Genomic DNA, 17,202 nt, shown 5'->3' with positions numbered 1-17,202 from the left:
ACGACCGGTTTATTGTGAAGGCCAACGATTCCACAAGGAGGAACCCCATGGCGAAGACCAAGAGCACGACCAAGGCCAAGACCGGCAAGCAGAAGCTTGCAGCGGCGGCACCGTCGGCGCCGAACATCGATATCGGGATCACCCAGGGCGACCGCAAGAAGATCGCCGACGGTCTGTCGCGCTTCCAGGCCGATGCGTTCACGCTCTACCTGAAGACGCACAACTTCCACTGGAATGTGACCGGGTCGATGTTCAACTCGCTGCACACCATGTTCGAGACGCAGTACACCGAGCAGTGGGCGGCACTGGACGATGTGGCCGAGCGCATCCGCGCGCTGGGCTTCAATGCCCCGGGCTCCTACCGGGAATTCGCTGCGCTGACCTCGATCGTCGAGGAACCGGGCCTGACCGACAGTGCGGACTGGCGTGAAATGGTACGCCAGTTGGTGGTCGCCAACGAAGCGGTCTGCCGTACGGCACGTGAAGTCCTGGACGTGGCGGCCAAGGGGGACGACGCCCCGACCGAGGATCTGATGACCCAGCGGCTGCAGACCCACGAGAAGTATGCCTGGATGCTGCGCTCGCTGTTGCAGTAAGGGTTGGGGGCGGTTCGGCAGGGCTGCGCCCTGCACCCGCAGAGGCAACGGCAACGGCAACAGCCGGAGCAGAAGCGGGTTTCCTGTGGGTTGGCGGGGTAGGTCCGGTTGCGGGGGACGCCGTGAATACGTCCATGTAGGCTCGGTCGCCGCATCCATGCGGCTCACGCCCCCGCAACCGGACCCACCCCGCCTTCGACAGTTTTCCGCGATCTGCCAGCAAAGCCATTGGGGTCAGATCCGTTTTCCGCAAGAAAACGGGATCTGACCCCATTTTGTTTGTCGATATCTGACAGATTTCATCCACGCATGGCGTGGATGGACCCTCCGTGACCGGGAAACCGTCGAAGGCGGGGCGGTGTGGGCTTGCAGGACCGTTGGCGCCATGGATGGCGCCATCGAGCCCCCAGGGGTGAGGGCGCTTTGCTTGCGAAGCACTGCTTCGCAAGCGCCCGAACGCACAGCCGCCAGCGGCTGGGCCGGTCTGGGGGTTTACGGCGTCCCCGCAATCCGACACCGCCCCACCAAACAACGGATCACCCCAGAGCCGGCTGTTGCCTTTGACGTTGCCCTGGCTTGAACGCTTCTGCAGGTGCAGGGCGCAGCCCTGCCGACTCCCCCGCCGGGGTAAACTAAGCGGATGGCTTCCCGTCCCGCGCACGACCTGCTCCAACGCGTCTTTGGTTACGACGATTTCCGTGGTCCGCAGCAGGACATCGTGGAGCATGTGGCTGCCGGTCACGACGCCCTGGTGCTGATGCCCACCGGCGGCGGCAAATCGCTGTGCTACCAGGTCCCGGCCCTGCTGCGTGACGGTTGCGGCATCGTCATCTCGCCGCTGATCGCGCTGATGCAGGACCAGGTCGAAGCCCTGCGCCAGCTCGGCGTGCGCGCCGAGTACCTGAATTCAACCCTGGATGCCGAGACCGCCGGCCGCGTCGAGCGCGAGCTGCTCGCCGGCGAACTGGACATGCTCTATGTCGCCCCCGAGCGGCTGCTGACCGGGCGTTTCCTGTCGCTGCTGTCGCGCAGCCAGATCGCCCTGTTCGCCATCGACGAGGCGCACTGCGTGTCGCAGTGGGGCCATGACTTCCGCCCCGAATATCGCCAGTTGACCGTGCTGCACGAGCGTTGGCCGCAGATCCCGCGGATCGCGCTGACCGCCACCGCCGATCCGCCGACCCAGCGCGAGATCGCCGAGCGCCTCGATCTGCAGGAAGCCCGCCACTTCGTCAGCTCGTTCGACCGCCCCAACATCCGCTACACCGTGGTGCAGAAGGACAATGCCCGCAAGCAGCTGACCGACTTCCTGCGCGGCCACCGTGGCGAGGCCGGCATCGTCTACTGCATGTCGCGGCGCAAGGTCGAGGAGACCGCTGAATTCCTCTGCGGCCAGGGCTTCAACGCTCTGCCCTACCACGCCGGCCTGCCGCCGGAAGTGCGCGCCAGCAACCAGCGCCGCTTCCTGCGCGAGGACGGCATCGTGATGTGTGCCACCATCGCCTTCGGCATGGGCATCGACAAGCCGGACGTGCGCTTCGTCGCGCATACCGACTTGCCCAAGTCGATGGAGGGCTACTACCAGGAAACCGGCCGCGCAGGCCGCGATGGCGAAGCCGCCGAGGCCTGGCTGTGCTACGGCCTGGGTGATGTGGTACTGCTCAAGCAGATGATCGAGCAGTCCGAGGCGGGCGAAGAGCGCAAGCAGCTGGAGCGGGCCAAGCTCGATCATCTGCTGGGCTACTGTGAATCCATGCAGTGCCGTCGCCAGGTGCTGCTGGCCGGCTTCGGCGAAACCTACCCCCAGCCCTGCGGCAACTGCGACAACTGCTTGACGCCGCCGGCCTCGTGGGACGCGACCATACCGGCACAGAAGGCGCTGAGCTGCGTCTACCGCAGCGGCCAGCGCTTCGGTGTCGGCCACCTGATCGACATCCTGCGCGGCAGCGAGAACGAGAAGGTGAGGCAGCAGGGCCACGACAAGCTGAGCACTTATGCCATCGGCCGCGATCTGGATGCACGCACCTGGCGCAGCGTGTTCCGCCAGCTGGTCGCCGCCAGCCTGCTGGAAGTGGACAGCGAGGGCCACGGCGGCCTGCGCCTGACCGACGCCAGCCGCGACGTGCTGACCGGCCGCCGCCAGATCAGCATGCGCCGCGACCCGGCCAGCAGCAGCAGCGGACGCGAGCGCAGTGCGCAGCGCACCGGCCTGTCGGTGCTGCCGCAGGACCTGGCCCTGTTCAACGCGCTGCGCGGCCTGCGTGCCGAACTGGCCCGCGAGCAGAACGTGCCGGCCTTCGTGATCTTCCACGACAGCACCCTGCGCAACATCGCCGAACAGCGCCCGACCAGCCTGGACGAACTGGCCCGGGTCGGTGGCATCGGCGGCACCAAGCTGAGCCGCTACGGCCCGCGCCTGGTCGAGATCGTGCGCGAAGAGGGGTAAGCCGGGCTCCTGTAGAGCCGAGCCGGCGCTCGGCTGCCATTGCCGCAGAAGCAGCCGAGCGCCGGCTCGGCTCTACATTGGTGCGGCTCCAACCTTGAACCGGCCATTCAGCCGGAAGTGCATCCGCGCCCGCTTGCGGCTAGATTAGCGTCATGTCCCTGGCCTCGACCCTGCTCCGCGTCGTGCTCATGCTCAGCCTGTTGCTCAACGGGCTGAACGCGGCCATGGCCCGTGGTCACGAAGAAATGGGCCGGATGGCGCACGCCGTGGCCGCTGCTGTTGATGGCGGCACTGCCGACTGCCACCACCACGCGGGTATGCAGGCCGACCCGGCCCCGCAGGCCCAGGCCCCGGCCCACGACGCCCACTGCCAGATCAAGGACTGCGTGCGCAGCTGCGCCCAGCACCCGCTGCTGGTGGTGCAGCCGTTGCCGTACCTGGCGGGCCCCGGCCTGTCGCTGGCCCCGCAGCCGATGCCGGCCACCGGCCGGCCGGCGCCGCCGCTGCCGCCGATCTCACGCCCTCCCATCGGCTGATTCCACACGCAGCGTGCGCGCTGCGCACCGGAGCCGGCGGCCTGCCGGCGTCTTTCCGTGTCTGGAGTCATCCTCATGAATACCCGTAATCCCCCCGGCCCGGGCGCCCTGCCCATGCCGTCGCGCCGCCTGTTCGTGCAGGGCCTGGCCGCCGGTGGCGTGGTCGCCGGCATTGCTGCCGTCGGCGTGCCGCAGCGTGCGCTTGCCGCGGCCACTGCCACCCCACGCCTGGCTGGCGCTCCGGCCGTGCTCAGCGATACCCGCATCGAACTGGCCATCGGCGAATCGCTGGCCAATTTCACCGGCCGCACCCGACCGGCGATCACCGTCAACGGCTCGCTGCCGGCGCCGATCCTGCGCTGGCGCGAAGGCCAGTCCGTGGACCTGTTCGTGCGCAACACACTGGCCCGCCACCCGACCTCGATCCATTGGCACGGCATCCTGCTGCCTGCGAACATGGACGGTGTCCCGGGGCTGAGCTTCAATGGCATCGGCCCCGGTGAGACCTACCACTACCACTTCGAACTGAAGCAGTCGGGAACCTACTGGTACCACAGCCACTCGATGTTCCAGGAGCAGGCCGGCCTGTACGGTGCGCTGATCATCGACCCGGCCGAGCCAGCGCCGTACCGGCACGACCGCGAGCACGTGATCATGCTGTCGGACTGGACCGACATGGATCCGGGCGCGCTGTTCCGGCGCATGAAGAAGCTCGCCGAGCATGACAACTACTACAAGCGCACCCTGCCCGACTTCCTGCGTGACGTGAAGCGCGACGGTTGGTCGGCCGCGTTGTCCGACCGTGGCATGTGGGGGCGGATGCGGATGACGCCCACCGACATCTCCGATATCAACGCGCATACCTACACCTACCTGATGAACGGCACCGCCCCGGCCGGCAACTGGACCGGGCTGTTCCGCAGCGGCGAGAAAGTGCTGCTGCGCTTCATCAACGGCGCCTCGATGACCTACTTCGACGTGCGCATTCCCGGCCTGAAGATGACCGTGGTCGCCGCCGACGGCCAGTACATCCATCCGGTCAGCATCGACGAGTTCCGCATCGCGCCGGCCGAAACCTACGACGTGCTGGTGGAACCGACCGGGCAGGACGCGTTCACCATCTTCTGCCAGGACATGGGCCGTACCGGCTTTGCCGCCGGCACGCTGGCGGTCCGCCATGGCCTGCAGGCACCGATTCCCGCGCGCGACCCACGCCCGTTGCTGACGATGAGCGACATGGGGCACGACATGGGTAGTGGTGACCATGGTGGCCACGACATGGCCGCGATGAAGGGCATGGAAGGCGGCTGCGGCGCCAGCATGGGCCACGGCCCGCACGGCGGCGGCGATACCGCCAGCAGGGCGCCGAAGCACCCGGCCAGCGAGCGCAACAACCCGCTGGTGGACATGCAGAGCTCGGCCACCGAACCGAAGCTGGACGATCCCGGCATCGGTCTGCGCGACAACGGTCGCCAGGTACTCACCTACGGCGCGATGCGCAGCCTGTTCGAGGATCCCGATGGCCGCGAGCCGAGCCGCGAGATCGAGCTGCACCTGACCGGGCACATGGAGAAGTTCTCCTGGTCGTTCGACGGCATTCCATTCGCCAGCGCCGAACCGCTGCGACTGAACTACGGCGAGCGCATGCGCATCGTATTGGTCAACGACACCATGATGCAGCACCCGATCCACCTGCACGGCGTGTGGAGCGATCTGGAGAACGCGCAGGGCGAATTCCAGCTGCGCAAGCACACCATCGACATGCCACCGGGCACCCGCCGCAGTTACCGCGTGCGTGCCGATGCGCTCGGTCGCTGGGCCTACCACTGCCATCTGCTGTACCACATGGAAGCGGGCATGATGCGCGAAGTGAGGATCGAAGAATGAGCCGCTCACTGCTTTCCCCCAGCCTGCTGGCCCTGGGCCTGGCTGCCGCACTGCCGGTGTTCGCACAATCGCATGCCGGGCATGACATGGGCGCGATGGCGCCGCCGGCGAAGACCGCAACGACACCGGCCGATCATTCGAAGATGGACCATTCGACGATGGATCACTCGACGATGGACCATTCAACAATGGACCACGCAGCGATGGGGCCCGGCGCGCCCGCACCAACCGAACCGCGCGAACCCATCCCGGTTCTCGCCGATGCCGACCGCGCTGCCGCATTCCCACCGATCGGGCACGGTGCGATGGCGCATGCACCGGAGATCAACAGCCTGCTGCTGATCGATCGCCTCGAACAATGGGACGGCAAGAACAGCACCGGCCAGGCCTGGGAGGCCACCGGCTGGATCGGTGGCAACATCAACCGCCTGTGGCTGCGCACCGATGGCGAACGCAGCCGCGGCCGTACGGAATCGTCGTCACTGGAAGCACTGTATGGTCGCAGCGTATCGCCGTGGTGGGACGTGCTGGTCGGCGTGCGCCAGGACTTCCGGCCGGCCGACTCGCGTACCTGGGCGGCCATCGGCATCCAGGGCCTTGCACCGTACAAATTCGAGAGCTCGGCGACGCTGTACATGGGCTCCGGTGGCCAGGTACTGGCCAAGGCCGAGGTCGAGTACGACGTGCTGCTGACCAACCGCCTGATCCTGCAGCCGCTGCTGGAAGCCACCGTCGCAGCCAAGGATGAACCGGAGTACGGCATTGGTCGCGGACTGAACAAGGTCGAAGCCGGGCTGCGCCTGCGTTATGAATTGAGCCGCCGTTTCGCGCCGTACATCGGCATCAGCCACGAGCGCACGTTTGGCGACACCGCCGACTATGCTGGCGACCACGCACGCGACACGCGCTGGGTGGCGGGCGTGCGCATGTGGTTCTGAGCAGCGGTTCGTGAGCAATGGCCGGCCCCGGCAGCCGCCGGGGCCGGCTACACTGCGCCACGCTCCATTGCAGGCACCCCCATGTCGTTGCAGATCCGCCGCGCCACCCTTGCCGATGTCGACGCCCTGTCGGCCATCGCGATTGCCACCTACAACGAAACCTGGGGCGATTCCTATCCGCCGCAGGAGCTGCATGATTTCCTGCAGGCGCACTACAGCAGCGAACCGCAGCGAACCGAACTGTCCGACCCGCGCAGCGCGGTCTGGTTGCTGATGGACGCTGACGCCGTGGTCGGCTACCTGGCCGCCGGCGCCAACACCCTCCCGCATGCCGACGCATGCGAGGGCGACATCGAACTGAAGCGGTTCTACATCCTGGCCGCACACCAGAACGGCGGCCATGGTGCACGCCTGATGGACGCGTTCATGGCCTGGCTGGACCAGCCGCGCCGCCGCACCCTGTGGGTGGGCGTATGGGAAGAAAACTCCGGCGCGCAACGCTTCTACGCGCGCTACGGTTGCAGCAAGGTCGGCGAGTACGACTTCATCGTCGGTGACACGCACGACCGCGAGTTCATCCTGCGGCGGCCGTGATCGCGTCTCTGTAGAGTCGCGCCATGCTCGACCAGGGCCTGCAACATCCCGTCGAGCATGGCTCGACGCTACAAACTAGAAATCGAACAGCTCCGACAGGAAGCTGTCCTTCTTCTTTTTCTTGTACCCATGGCCGTACTGCTGGCCACGGTTGTCCTCGTAGCGCTGGCCCAGGTGGCGGGTATCGCGATGCATCACCGGCGGCGGCGTCGCAGCGGCCGGCTGCGCCTGCACAGGTGCCGGCGGCGGCACCGCAGCGCCGGCACCGGCGCGTTCGATGATCTTGTCCAGCTCGCCACGGTCCAGCCACACGCCACGGCAGCCGGGGCAGTAATCGATCTCGATGCCATGGCGCTCGGCCATCTGCAGGGTCTGGGTCTTGCACACGGGGCACAGCATGGGCATGGCTCCTGAAGGTCTGGCAACGACTTTACCTGCCCACCGATGACTGTGCGGCAACACATGACCGATGGCACAGGGACTTCCGGCGCGTGCCAGCGTCCCCGGCCGCCTTCCACACTCCACGCTGGTTCCGCAGGGAGTGCGTGCATGACCGTCCTGTCCCGCCTGCCCAACGCCGCGCGCCTGCTGCTGGTGCTGCTCGGCGTCGGCGTTGGCCTGAATCTGCGCGATGTCGCTGCGGCCGCAGGCGCGCCGATTCCCGCGTTGCCTATGCCCTACGGCGGCAGCCTGCTGGACAACGCACTGGCCGTCCTGCTGGCGCTGCTCCTGGCCGCACTGCTGCGCCCGCGTGGGGTGGGCCTGATGGCCAGCCTGGGGCTGCACGGGAACGGCTGGCGCGGCCCATTGTGGGTGCTGCTGGCCAGCCTGCCCTGCTGGCTGGGCCTGGCGGTGCTGGGCACGCCCAACACCGCACTGACCGCACTCGATGCGACGATGCTCGCCGTGCTGTTCCCACTGGCCGAGGAAGTGCTGTTCCGCGGCCTCGGCTTCGTGCTGGTGGTGAAGCTCATGCGTGGCCCGTGGTCCCTGCTTGCGCTGCCGCAGGCGCTGCTGTTCGGTTGGGTGCACTGGCTGGGCTTCGGCGGCTTCGACGGCGGCGGCACTGCCCTGTTCGTCGGCGCGGTCATCGCACTGGGCGGCTTCATCTTCGCTTGGCTCGACCATCTGGACGGCGACACCCTGTGGTGCGGCCTGGTGCTGCACGTATCGATGAACATGGCGTGGAACGTGTTCAGCCTCGACGACGTCGTTGCGCTGGGCTGGCAGGCCACCAGCCTGCGTATCGGCACCGCGCTGCTGGCGGTGGCGGTGCTGGCCTGGCAGGTACGCCGCCAGCGCCAGCGCTCGCTGTAACGCCCACTTAGCCTGGCGTGCACGCCGGGATCACCCCCGGCTTGCGCATACTTGCGCGCCTTTTCATTGCTGCTTTCCGGAGCTGTAGCGTCATGTTGCTGTCCAAGCGCCACGTTGAACCCCGCGTCCTGCTGATCGAGGATGCCGAGGAAACCCGCGAGCTGAGCCGTCTTGCGCTGGAAAGCCAGGCCTGCCACGTGGTGGGTGTGAGCTCTGCCGAAGCAGCACTGGGCCTGCTGGCCGCCGGTGAGCGTTTCGACCTGCTGTTCACCGACGTCAACCTGGGCCCGATCAGCGGCATTGAAGCCGCCAACCGGGTTCGCAGCCTGTATCCCCAGCTGCCGATCCTGGTGACGTCGGGCATGGACCAGCACCAGGTGCTGCCGCAGCTGCGCGACGGCATTCATTTCCTGCCCAAGCCCTACAACATGAGCGAGCTGCTCGACGCCATCCGGCTGTGCTTCCGGCACGCCGATGTGGGCGTACTGATCGGGCCGGACGCGCAGGCGGCGTGAGGCAGTCATCCGCGCCAACACCCCAGTATCCGCGCCACGCGTGGATGCAACCGGCCATCAGCCGCTGGTATACGGCCCCTCTCCCGGCATCACGTCCAGCAGCGCACGGGTGATCACCCGCGGGTAGACGGTCAGGTGGTCCTCACCGTCGATCACTACGTTGTCCACCTTCAACTTGCGGCCACTGCGCTCAAGCTGTGCAGTGAAGTCGGCAGTCTGCCGCAGCATGTCGTTCCCGGTTGAGTAACGCGGCCCCGGCTTGTCCGTCTCGTAGCTTCCCACCGACAACAGCACCCGCGTCGGCTGCGCCGGAATCACAGCGGCATCCTGCATACGCGGCAGCAGCAGCTGGTCGAACCACAGCGACGGGCTGGACAGGATGTAGGTGCTGAACATGTCCGGCTGGGTCGTCAACACGTAGGCCCCGAACAAGGCGCCATAGGAATGGCCGGCGAACATGCGGCGGGCGGGATCGGTGCGGTAGCGTGCATCGACCATCGGCAGCACCTGCGCTGCCAGGAAATCGCGGTAGTGCGCGGCACCGCCGTAGGTGACGTCATCGCTGTAGTAGCCATCGACCGTACGCGCTGGATTGCTGGGCGTGTAATCGCGCGAGCGGCTCTGCTTGGAGGTCAGGCCCTCCTGCGGCGGCAGCCCGACCAGGATGAAATCCTCGATGTTGACGCCCTTCTGGCCCACCATGTTGCGCACGCTGCGCACCAGCGGGAAGCTGTACAGCGCGTCGGTCACATACAGCACCGGGTAGTGCTTTTCCGGATGCGCCGCATAGTCAGCCGGCAGTGCTACCCAGATCGGGTAATCGCGGCCCACCGGATCGTGCACGCGCAGCGCTTCGGTGTCCGGCAGCACCACGCCCGTCGCGGCCTTGGTCGCGTCGCCCTTCGCTTCAGGCTGCGTTGCCGGTGGCGCCACCGACATCGCACAGCCACTCACGGCCAGGCAGGCCGCCATACTCCATCCACGCACACGCTGCATCCACACGCTCCCATTGCGGGCGGCGCACCGGATGGCGCCGCTGCCGCATCCTTGCATGCTGTGCACGCCGCTGCCAGTGCGGTCAGGGCGAGGCCGGCGGCGGCGGCGGGAACAGCGTGCGCAGCGCCTGCAAGGCGGCCGGGTGATAGATCGTGGCGTGGGTTTCCTCCGGCAGCGGCAGGTACTTCACCAGTGGCGATGGCGACGCCTGCTGCAGCAGCGTGGCCAACTGTGCGGCGGACGCAGCCAGCTCCGGCTGCCCACTGCTGGCCAGGAACACGCGCGGCTGCGCGCGCATCACGGCCGGCAACTGCTTGGCCGCGGCCGCCAGCATCGTGCCCCGGTTCCACCACAGGCTGGGGTCCAGCGCGATGTAGCTGTTGAACAGCATCGGCTCCTGCAGCAGTGTTTCCACCACGAACAGGCCGGCCAGCGACTCGCCGATCAGTGCGCGCTCGTCGGTGGTCGGGTAGCGCTGGCGGACCTGCGGCATCAGTTCATCGCGCAGGAACGCGCGGTAGGCCACCGAGCCACCGATGCGCGGTGCGATCTTCTGGTCCTGCGGGTCGCTGCTGGGGCCGGTCATGTCGCGGCGGCGCTCGGTGTTCTCGATGCCGACCAGCAGGAACGGACGCATGCTGCCGTTGCCGCTGAGCACCTGCACCAGCCCGGCCACATGCAGGAAATCCTCATCGATGCCGCCGTCGGGCATGTAGAGCACCGGCAGCGGCGCTTTCGGGTCCAGGCCCCACGGCTGCGGACGGTAGACATTGATGCGGCGGGTCTCGCCCAGCGCCTTCGATTCGATGGTGAAGGTTTCGCCGATCACCAGCGGGTTTGCCGGCGATGCCTGTGCGGATGGTGCCGGTTCGGCGGCCATCAGCGGCGCGACGGAGATGGCGGACAACAACAGCGACAGCATGATCAAGCGCATGGGGTGACCCGTCCTGGGATAGAGACCGAGCATAGCCCCCAGCGGCAGGCATTGGCGGCTTCTGCACGCTCAGCATCCCTGCCAGATGCGTGGATCCATGCCATGCGGGGATGACCTCCCCGCGCGCAACCGGGTACGGCTCGGTTTCCCATGCAAATCGCAGCCGAGCATGGCTTGACTCTACAACAGCTCAACCGTCGTGGATGGGACGGATCACTGTAGAGCCGAGCCCACGCTCGGCTCAGCCCACCGCGCAAATCGCAGCCGAGCATGGCTCGGCTCTACAACACCTTGGACGTCGCAGATGCACCGATTTTTGAGTGCGTGACCCGCTGTTCCGTACCACCACGGCTGGCAAACGTGGCGCCCACTTTCCACGTACCCCATCACGGCAAACGTGCCGTCAGCGGCAGTTGCCGACATTTTCCAACGTGATTAGCCAAGCGCCTGAGCACATGCGTCGCGCCCTGTCGCTTGCTGCGTCGGCGCGGCCTGCGCCACCATCGTCGCGCGCCTGGATTCCGCACCGTTCTTCGGAAAATCCTCATTGAGGTCCAGGCGCAGGCGTAAACACCATGCCGCGCCACCGACAACGGGTGGCAGCGGGCCTGCAAGCCCGTGATGACTGTAAGCATGTTGTTTGCGCTCACCCATCGGCACTGTCTCTGGACCATGCCGGCGGGTGATCCGTCGGTCTTCATGGCGGGCGCTGCGTGGGGGTCTTCGGACCCGCCGGTTAACTGCTTACTGTCATTCCGGCTTGCAGCCACGCATCGCCCGCCACCCGTTCTGCGCGGTGGCACGCCCACTCCAGAGTCGAGGAAGCCGAGATGACCGATCGTCCGCCCTATGCTTCGTACACCGCCAGTACTCACTATGACGACGACAACCCTTCGCCCGAACTGAGCACGTTTCTAGGCTGCCTCAAGCGCATCCGCGCGGGCGAAGGCGCCGATGGCCTGCCCTGGCCTGAAACCAGCGTTTCCATCGGGCGCGGGGTTGCCCTGTCGCGGGTGGAACGGGCCGCCATCGGCATGCTGACCGTGGTGGAAATGCTGCACGCCGCCGACCGCTGCCGGGCAATGGCCACGCCGGACCGGCATCTGGATGCCGGCGTGATTGAAGGGCTGTTCTTCGCCTGCCGCAGCCTGGCCGAGCTGGTGTGCCGGGATGTGCGGCCGGAGTAGCATCACCCTGTGCCGCGAACCGGGCCATACTGGGGCCGGACCGGCCGGCACCGGGTCCCATCGAAACCTACAAGGAGGTTTGCGTGTTGAATGTCGTGATCGTTGCCGCGCTGGCTGCTGGCCCGGCTGCGTCCGTTCCGTATGCCGATTGCCTGCTGGGCAATATCCAGCCCGGGCTGTCCGATCATGCTGTGCAACTGGTACAGCAGGCGTGTGCCGCAAAGCATCCAGACAGTTTTCTTGCCTCGCTGGAACTGGAACGCACCTCCAGCGCCCAGCGGCAGGCGCGGTTCGATGCGGATCGTGCGACAGCGGTGCGGGCTGCGAATGCCGCCGCCAATGCTGCAGCCGTTGGCGCGCAGGCAGCCACCGAACGCGAGGCGGCGCGGGCGCGCGGCGCCAAGGCGAAATAGGCATTTTGCGGGCAACAACACAAAAGGCACCGCTGAGCGGTGCCTTTCTGAATGACTTGGGTCATTGATTGCATTGGTGGGCCGTGAAGGATTCGAACCTTCGACCAAAAAGATCAAAAGAAGGCTTGCGACTCCTTTGAAAACAACCGGGTGCGCCGCTCTATTTTTCCGCCCGCCGAGCGTGGAACCATTGCCGATCCTAAGCTCACTCGACAATTTTTCCGCCGTCTCAAGGGATATACACGGGGTCCACGACCAAGGTTCCACCGTTTGACGCCGGTTACCGAGCCACTGGTGAACTGGTGTGCCGCGACGTGCGACCATCGTGAGCGTGCGGGCGGGAACGGCAATGAAAAAGGCGCCCAGCGGGCGCCTCCTCACAATCCAGCGGCAAATCAGGAGCGCTGCACGTTGGAATCCAGCCACGCCTGCACGCCCTGTAGCTCGGCCCCGATCTTCGCATTGAAGGTTCGCTCCACATCCCACGCAACGCCCCTCCCTTGGGCAAAGGCGGCGCGATACTTCTTTATCATGTTGCCCGGGTCGTTAGCCAGTTCCTGCATGAGCTGGGGTACGCCCCAGATCACCAGCTCGAAAGGTTCCCCGAACGCCTTCTGCAGAATATCCGGAAGGTCACCGTAGCGGATGGTATCGCCTGCCAGATACACGATCTCGTTGCGGATCGCAGGTGCGTGGAACACGATGCGCGCTGTCATTGCGCCGATGTCATCCGGCGTGGTCAGGGTGACAGCATTGCTCGCCGAGCCCAACGCGTTCACTTTATGCCCAACCAGGTCGACCACCCCGAAGTCCGGCTCGAAGAGGTAACTGGTGAACATTCCAGTAGAGATGATCACCCAGTCCATCGCAGTCTGCGAACGCAGATACTCGCGCACGTCCAGCTGGGCATCGAACAGGTCCTGGGGACCACCGCGCCCGATGGCATCGAAATCGACACCGAACTGCCAAGGAAAGTAGCGGGGAATACCCGACTTCACCGCCGCACGCGCAACCTTCATTGGCGTATCGCGGCCTGCGGCATAGCCGGTGCATCCAATCACTGTGTCAAACTGCGCAAAGGTAGCCGCCAACGCCTCTACCGATTCAGTCACCAGATCACCAGCAACGATATTCACCCCCAAGGCGCGGATTTCATCGACCACCCGCTGCTTCTCCGGCAGTTCTGAGTCAATCGACGTCGCCCGTAGCATCACACTGATCCGTGTGCCTGGATGACTTACGGCCAAACGTGCAAGGTTCCGGATGACAGGCATTCCAAGCTCGCCTGCGCCGAGCACCAGGATCGACCGAGAGGGGGTAGTGCTGATATGAGATGACATGGAAATCGCCCTGTGTGTGTACGATGGCGGCGATTCTGCTCGCCTACTGGCCCACACGTAAGAAGGCACATCGATGATACCGACCGCACCGTTCATGAGTCCGGAAGAACTGCTAAGGCACTCTCAAGCGATATGCGACGGGATGAGCGAGGACGAAGATGGACTGCGCCGGGAGGTTTTGGCGCACGCTGGTAGCCGCTGGTCCCTGGGCATCATCCATGCGCTTGGCGTGTATGGAACGCTGCGTCATGCCGAGGTCGCACGACGGATGAAGGGGATCACCCAGCGCATGCTTACGCGCACCCTCCGGCAATTGGAGCGTGACGGGTTGATCAGCCGGGAGGATTTCCACGAAGTACCGCCGCACGTGGAGTACAGCATCACAGCGCTGGGCAAGGACCTTCTTGTACTGATGATTCCCATGTGGACATGGGTAGTGGCTCATGCGGAGGAATTCCGCCAATGTCGGCAGAATTTTGATTCTTCAGACGGGAAATGAAGATGCACTGTCCGTTCCACGGGATCGCCGAAGGTGACGATGAACTGCCGGTGGTTCAACCGCCCGGAAGGAGGAACGCACTTGAGCGTGGATCCACTTAATTTTTCCGGAGACACAAAAAAGGCGCCGCACGGGCGCCTAAGTCGTTGATGCAATTGGTGGGCCGTGAAGGATTCGAACCTTCGACCAAAAGATTAAAAGTCTTCTGCTCTACCGACTGAGCTAACGGCCCAATGCATCGCCCCGGCCTTTCGGCGGGGTGGGCATTCTACCCTATTTTGGCCGGTCGCGTGGAACCCCGGTGTGTCGGGGTTGCCGGCCAGCGGCCGGCACTACCAGCGGGATTAAACCTTTGGCGCCACTGGCGCATCCCATCTGTGGTCCTTTCTGGAGCCATGGATGCGTCTGATCGTCAGCCTGCTTGCCGCCCTGCTGCCCTGCAAAGCATTGGCTTCGCCGCCCCAGGTCGTCACCGACGACATCGCCCGCTTCTGGGCCACCTATGACGCGGTGCGCGCCGAACCCGATGCCGAGCGCCGGGTGGCGCTGGTCCAGCAGCGCTACATCGATCCGGGCAGCCCCGGCCTGCATGCACTGATGCAGGCCCGCCATTACACCGCCCGCGAGTACGCCGAGGCCATGCAGTCATGGCCACGCTTCTGGACGTCGGTACGGCCGTTGACTGCGAACGCGCAGCAGGCCAGCGCCACGCTGGAGCGGGATCTGACCGCCTTCCGCGCGCTCTACCCGGCACTGCGCCCGGCCACCATCACCTATGCGATCGGTGTCCTGCGCACCGGCGGCACCACGCTGGGCAACAAGGTATTGATCGGTGCGGAGATGGCGCTGGGTGATGAGCGAGTGGATGTAAGCGAGCTTCCGGAGCCGATGCGCAGCCGGCTGCGGATCTTCTACGACAGCCGCCCGGGCGCGAACAACGCGCAGAACAACCTGCACGAGTACGTGCATACCCAGCAGCGCGAGACCACCGGCAGCCTGGCCCAGCATGCATTGCGCGAGGGCGTCGCCGAGTATGTGGCCGAGCGGCTGAGCGGGCGTCGGCCGGCGCTTCCGCTGTACAGCTACGGGCCCGCGCATGAGGCGGACATCCGCACGCGTTTCATTGCCGAGATGGACGGGGGTAACCTCGACAACTGGCTCTACAACAGCGCCCGCAATCCGTTCGGGGTGAGTGATCTGGGGTACTACGCCGGGTATCGCATAGCGCAGGAGTACATGCGGCAGCAGGCCGATGAGAAGGCGGGGATCGCGCGGATGATCGAGCTGGATTACGCCGATCCGGAGGCGGTGCGGGCCTTCATCGAGGCATCGGGGTGGTTGCCTGATGAGGCTGCCGGCCAGCGGCCGGCACTACCAGACTCCAGCCGCCGGTAGCGGCGGAACAGGGAGTGCGAACCAACGATTCGCACCCACCACGGGGGGACATCGCCCCCATTACCTCAAGCGTACAGCGTAGGGTCGGGCACGCCGGCTTCGGCGAAGCCCTGCGCGCGCAGCCGGCAGGCGTCGCAGTGGCCGCAGGCGGCGCCGTTGGCGTCGGCGTTGTAACAGGACACGGTCAAGCCAAAGTCCACGCCCAGGCGCACGCCTTCGCTGACGATCTGGCCCTTGCTGAGGAACTGCAGCGGCGCATGCACCTTGATGCCCGCCCCCTCCACGCCGGACTTGGTGGCCAGGTTGGCCAGCGCCTGGAACGCGGCCACGAACTCGGGGCGGCAGTCGGGGTAGCCGGAGTAGTCGACGGCGTTGACGCCGCAGAAGATGTCGTTGGCGCCGAGCACTTCGGCCCAGCCCAGGGCCAGCGACAGCATGATGGTATTGCGCGCCGGCACGTAGGTGACCGGAATGCCGGCACCACCGGCCTCCGGTACGTCGATGTCATCGGTCAGCGCCGAGCCACCGATGCTGCGCAGGTCCACGTCCACGGTCTTGTGCGCGACCACGCCCTGGGCCTTGGCCACGCGGGCGGCGGCATCCAGTTCGGAGGTGTGGCGCTGGCCGTAGCGCACGCTCAGGGCGTGCACGGCGAAGCCCTGTTCCTGGGCCATGGCGATGACGGCGGCTGAATCCATGCCGCCGGAGAGAAGCACGACTGCCTTCTTCATGGAGAATCTTCCGGTTGGGAGGGGAAAGCCAGCACGCTGTCCCGCGCCGGAGCTACATCAGGGAACGCTGCACCGGCTCATCGGCCGGGCTCGTCGTTCCACAGGATTTTATGCAACTGCATCTGGAAGCGCACCGGCAGCCGGTCTTCGACGATCCAGTCGGCCAACTGCCGCGCGGTGATCTCGCCCTTGCTCGGCGAGAAGAACACGGTGCAACGCTTCACCAGGCCGTGCTCGGCGACCATGGCCTTGGCCCAGTCGTAGTCCTCGCGGCTGCAGATGACGAACTTGATCTGGTCGCGCGCGGTCAGCAGCGGCAGGTTTTCCCAGCGGTTGCGCGCCACTTCGGCCGAACCCGGCGTCTTGATGTCGACCACGCGCGACACGCGCGGGTCCACTGCGCTGACATCCAGCGCGCCGGAGGTTTCCAGCGAGACATCCATGCCCGCATCGCACAGCTTCTGCAGCAGCACCAGGCAGCGCTTCTGCGCCAGTGGCTCGCCGCCGGTCACGCAGACGTGGCGCACGCCCTGGGCCAGCACCTCGGCCACGATATCGTCGATATCCCACCAGGTGCCGCCATGGAAGGCATAGGCGGTGTCGCAGTACTGGCAGCGCAGCGGGCAGCCGGTCAGGCGCACGAACACGGTCGGCCAGCCAGCGGTCTCGGCTTCGCCCTGCAGCGAGGTGAAGATCTCGGTGATCTTCAGGCGCGGCAGCGGCGACTGCACGATGTCGCTGGGGGTGGCGACGGCGTTGGACGGGGTAACGGCGGTCATGGCGGAAAGTTCTTCATGGGACGGGCAGCCGATTCACGGCGCCGGAAACGAAAGCAGCCGAGCATGGGCTCGGCTCTACAGGAGGCTGCCGGGCATCAG

General features: G+C 66.0%; 19 protein-coding genes and 1 tRNA gene. 12 read left to right on the top strand and 8 right to left on the bottom strand.

Translation table 11 applies throughout. The features are described 5' to 3' along the window. Positions 1-47 precede the first annotated feature (47 nt). From KXV01_RS15415 to KXV01_RS15390, 6 genes are all read left to right on the top strand, one after another. A complete protein-coding gene (locus KXV01_RS15415) occupies positions 48-596 on the top strand; it encodes a Dps family protein (protein ID WP_005418469.1) in 549 nt (182 codons plus the stop codon). Positions 597-1,236: 640 nt separating this feature from the next. Next, a complete protein-coding gene (recQ, locus tag KXV01_RS15410; protein WP_049441274.1) occupies positions 1,237-3,042 on the top strand; it encodes a DNA helicase RecQ in 1,806 nt (601 codons plus the stop codon). Positions 3,043-3,194: 152 nt separating this feature from the next. After that, positions 3,195-3,578 (top strand): CopL family metal-binding regulatory protein, encoded by a 384-nt coding sequence (locus tag KXV01_RS15405; RefSeq protein WP_099495000.1) that lies wholly within the window; start codon positions 3,195-3,197, stop codon positions 3,576-3,578. Positions 3,579-3,653: 75 nt separating this feature from the next. Next, the gene (locus tag KXV01_RS15400) at positions 3,654-5,465 is read left to right on the top strand and encodes a copper resistance system multicopper oxidase (RefSeq protein WP_049413348.1); all 1,812 of its coding nucleotides are present in this window, start codon (positions 3,654-3,656) and stop codon (positions 5,463-5,465) included. After that, complete coding sequence (locus KXV01_RS15395) at positions 5,462-6,403, top strand: copper resistance protein B (RefSeq protein ID WP_099494999.1); 942 nt, start codon at positions 5,462-5,464, stop codon at positions 6,401-6,403. The genes KXV01_RS15400 and KXV01_RS15395 overlap by 4 nt, the downstream gene beginning before the upstream one ends. 81 nt (positions 6,404-6,484) lie before the next feature. Continuing rightward, positions 6,485-6,997, top strand: coding sequence for a GNAT family N-acetyltransferase (locus tag KXV01_RS15390; RefSeq protein WP_099494998.1), 513 nt, complete (start codon positions 6,485-6,487; stop codon positions 6,995-6,997). 75 nt (positions 6,998-7,072) lie between these two features. Here KXV01_RS15390 and KXV01_RS15385 read toward each other — a convergent pair whose 3' ends face one another. Next, complete coding sequence (locus KXV01_RS15385) at positions 7,073-7,396, bottom strand: zf-TFIIB domain-containing protein (protein ID WP_049413343.1); 324 nt, start codon at positions 7,394-7,396, stop codon at positions 7,073-7,075. A 150-nt stretch (positions 7,397-7,546) separates the two neighbouring features. On the opposite strand from KXV01_RS15385, the gene KXV01_RS15380 reads away from it, so the two are divergent. After that, entirely contained in the window at positions 7,547-8,314 is a 768-nt protein-coding gene (locus KXV01_RS15380; RefSeq protein ID WP_049441281.1) for a CPBP family glutamic-type intramembrane protease, read from the top strand. A 92-nt stretch (positions 8,315-8,406) separates the two neighbouring features. After that, a complete protein-coding gene (locus tag KXV01_RS15375) occupies positions 8,407-8,829 on the top strand; it encodes a response regulator (RefSeq protein ID WP_049413341.1) in 423 nt (140 codons plus the stop codon). Positions 8,830-8,886: 57 nt separating this feature from the next. Here the strand turns inward: KXV01_RS15375 and KXV01_RS15370 are convergent, their stop codons facing one another. The 3 genes from KXV01_RS15370 to KXV01_RS15360 all read right to left on the bottom strand — a co-directional run bounded on the left by KXV01_RS15370 (position 8,887) and on the right by KXV01_RS15360 (position 11,413). After that, on the bottom strand, positions 8,887-9,825 hold the full coding sequence (locus KXV01_RS15370) for an alpha/beta hydrolase-fold protein (RefSeq protein WP_099494997.1): 939 nt from the start codon (positions 9,823-9,825) through the stop codon (positions 8,887-8,889). Positions 9,826-9,907: 82 nt separating this feature from the next. Further along, positions 9,908-10,759, bottom strand: coding sequence for an alpha/beta hydrolase-fold protein (locus tag KXV01_RS15365; protein WP_099494996.1), 852 nt, complete (start codon positions 10,757-10,759; stop codon positions 9,908-9,910). Positions 10,760-11,194: 435 nt separating this feature from the next. Then, on the bottom strand, positions 11,195-11,413 hold the full coding sequence (locus tag KXV01_RS15360; protein ID WP_143566379.1) for a hypothetical protein: 219 nt from the start codon (positions 11,411-11,413) through the stop codon (positions 11,195-11,197). Between the two features lie 176 nt (positions 11,414-11,589). On the opposite strand from KXV01_RS15360, the gene KXV01_RS15355 reads away from it, so the two are divergent. Both KXV01_RS15355 and KXV01_RS15350 read left to right on the top strand, forming a co-directional pair. Further along, entirely contained in the window at positions 11,590-11,946 is a 357-nt protein-coding gene (locus KXV01_RS15355) for a hypothetical protein (protein WP_099487634.1), read from the top strand. A gap of 83 nt (positions 11,947-12,029) precedes the next feature. Continuing rightward, entirely contained in the window at positions 12,030-12,359 is a 330-nt protein-coding gene (locus KXV01_RS15350) for a hypothetical protein (RefSeq protein WP_099487632.1), read from the top strand. 395 nt (positions 12,360-12,754) lie between these two features. On the opposite strand, the gene KXV01_RS15345 is transcribed toward KXV01_RS15350, so the two are convergent. Further along, positions 12,755-13,699: an aromatic alcohol reductase gene (locus tag KXV01_RS15345; protein ID WP_049456377.1), complete on the bottom strand. Its 945-nt coding sequence runs from the start codon at positions 13,697-13,699 to the stop codon at positions 12,755-12,757. Positions 13,700-13,841: 142 nt separating this feature from the next. Between KXV01_RS15345 and KXV01_RS15340 the strand changes: the two genes are divergently transcribed. Then, positions 13,842-14,198, top strand: a complete 357-nt coding sequence (locus tag KXV01_RS15340; RefSeq protein WP_231109319.1) for a helix-turn-helix domain-containing protein — start codon at positions 13,842-13,844, stop codon at positions 14,196-14,198. A gap of 156 nt (positions 14,199-14,354) precedes the next feature. Here the strand turns inward: KXV01_RS15340 and KXV01_RS15335 are convergent. Then, positions 14,355-14,430: transfer RNA gene (locus tag KXV01_RS15335), tRNA-Lys, on the bottom strand. 167 nt (positions 14,431-14,597) lie between these two features. On the opposite strand from KXV01_RS15335, the gene KXV01_RS15330 reads away from it, so the two are divergent. Then, positions 14,598-15,593 carry a DUF2268 domain-containing putative Zn-dependent protease gene (locus KXV01_RS15330; RefSeq protein WP_099494994.1) on the top strand — a complete coding sequence of 332 codons (996 nt, stop codon included), beginning with the start codon at positions 14,598-14,600 and terminating at the stop codon, positions 15,591-15,593. Positions 15,594-15,658: 65 nt separating this feature from the next. On the opposite strand, the gene queC is transcribed toward KXV01_RS15330, so the two are convergent. Both queC and queE read right to left on the bottom strand, forming a co-directional pair. Continuing rightward, a complete protein-coding gene (gene queC, locus KXV01_RS15325; RefSeq protein WP_005410745.1) occupies positions 15,659-16,324 on the bottom strand; it encodes a 7-cyano-7-deazaguanine synthase QueC in 666 nt (221 codons plus the stop codon). 77 nt (positions 16,325-16,401) lie between these two features. Next, positions 16,402-17,103, bottom strand: a complete 702-nt coding sequence (gene queE, locus KXV01_RS15320) for a 7-carboxy-7-deazaguanine synthase QueE (protein ID WP_049413329.1) — start codon at positions 17,101-17,103, stop codon at positions 16,402-16,404. Positions 17,104-17,202 lie beyond the last annotated feature (99 nt).

It is taken from the genome of Stenotrophomonas sp. Ps181 (assembly GCF_025697425.1).
Taxonomy (GTDB): Bacteria; Pseudomonadota; Gammaproteobacteria; order Xanthomonadales; family Xanthomonadaceae; genus Stenotrophomonas; species Stenotrophomonas sepilia.
This window is presented reverse-complemented; position numbering and strand designations above follow the sequence as displayed.

Coding starts and splice junctions, on each gene's coding strand:
- KXV01_RS15415 (WP_005418469.1), top strand. CDS start 48: ATGGCGAAGACCAAGAGCACGACCAAGGCCAAGACCGGCAAGCAGAAG.
- recQ (WP_049441274.1), top strand. CDS start 1,237: ATGGCTTCCCGTCCCGCGCACGACCTGCTCCAACGCGTCTTTGGTTAC.
- KXV01_RS15405 (WP_099495000.1), top strand. CDS start 3,195: ATGTCCCTGGCCTCGACCCTGCTCCGCGTCGTGCTCATGCTCAGCCTG.
- KXV01_RS15400 (WP_049413348.1), top strand. CDS start 3,654: ATGAATACCCGTAATCCCCCCGGCCCGGGCGCCCTGCCCATGCCGTCG.
- KXV01_RS15395 (WP_099494999.1), top strand. CDS start 5,462: ATGAGCCGCTCACTGCTTTCCCCCAGCCTGCTGGCCCTGGGCCTGGCT.
- KXV01_RS15390 (WP_099494998.1), top strand. CDS start 6,485: ATGTCGTTGCAGATCCGCCGCGCCACCCTTGCCGATGTCGACGCCCTG.
- KXV01_RS15385 (WP_049413343.1), bottom strand. CDS start 7,396: ATGCTGTGCCCCGTGTGCAAGACCCAGACCCTGCAGATGGCCGAGCGC.
- KXV01_RS15380 (WP_049441281.1), top strand. CDS start 7,547: ATGACCGTCCTGTCCCGCCTGCCCAACGCCGCGCGCCTGCTGCTGGTG.
- KXV01_RS15375 (WP_049413341.1), top strand. CDS start 8,407: ATGTTGCTGTCCAAGCGCCACGTTGAACCCCGCGTCCTGCTGATCGAG.
- KXV01_RS15370 (WP_099494997.1), bottom strand. CDS start 9,825: ATGCAGCGTGTGCGTGGATGGAGTATGGCGGCCTGCCTGGCCGTGAGT.
- KXV01_RS15365 (WP_099494996.1), bottom strand. CDS start 10,759: ATGCGCTTGATCATGCTGTCGCTGTTGTTGTCCGCCATCTCCGTCGCG.
- KXV01_RS15360 (WP_143566379.1), bottom strand. CDS start 11,413: ATGGGTGAGCGCAAACAACATGCTTACAGTCATCACGGGCTTGCAGGC.
- KXV01_RS15355 (WP_099487634.1), top strand. CDS start 11,590: ATGACCGATCGTCCGCCCTATGCTTCGTACACCGCCAGTACTCACTAT.
- KXV01_RS15345 (WP_049456377.1), bottom strand. CDS start 13,699: ATGTCATCTCATATCAGCACTACCCCCTCTCGGTCGATCCTGGTGCTC.
- KXV01_RS15340 (WP_231109319.1), top strand. CDS start 13,842: ATGAGCGAGGACGAAGATGGACTGCGCCGGGAGGTTTTGGCGCACGCT.
- KXV01_RS15330 (WP_099494994.1), top strand. CDS start 14,598: ATGCGTCTGATCGTCAGCCTGCTTGCCGCCCTGCTGCCCTGCAAAGCA.
- queC (WP_005410745.1), bottom strand. CDS start 16,324: ATGAAGAAGGCAGTCGTGCTTCTCTCCGGCGGCATGGATTCAGCCGCC.
- queE (WP_049413329.1), bottom strand. CDS start 17,103: ATGACCGCCGTTACCCCGTCCAACGCCGTCGCCACCCCCAGCGACATC.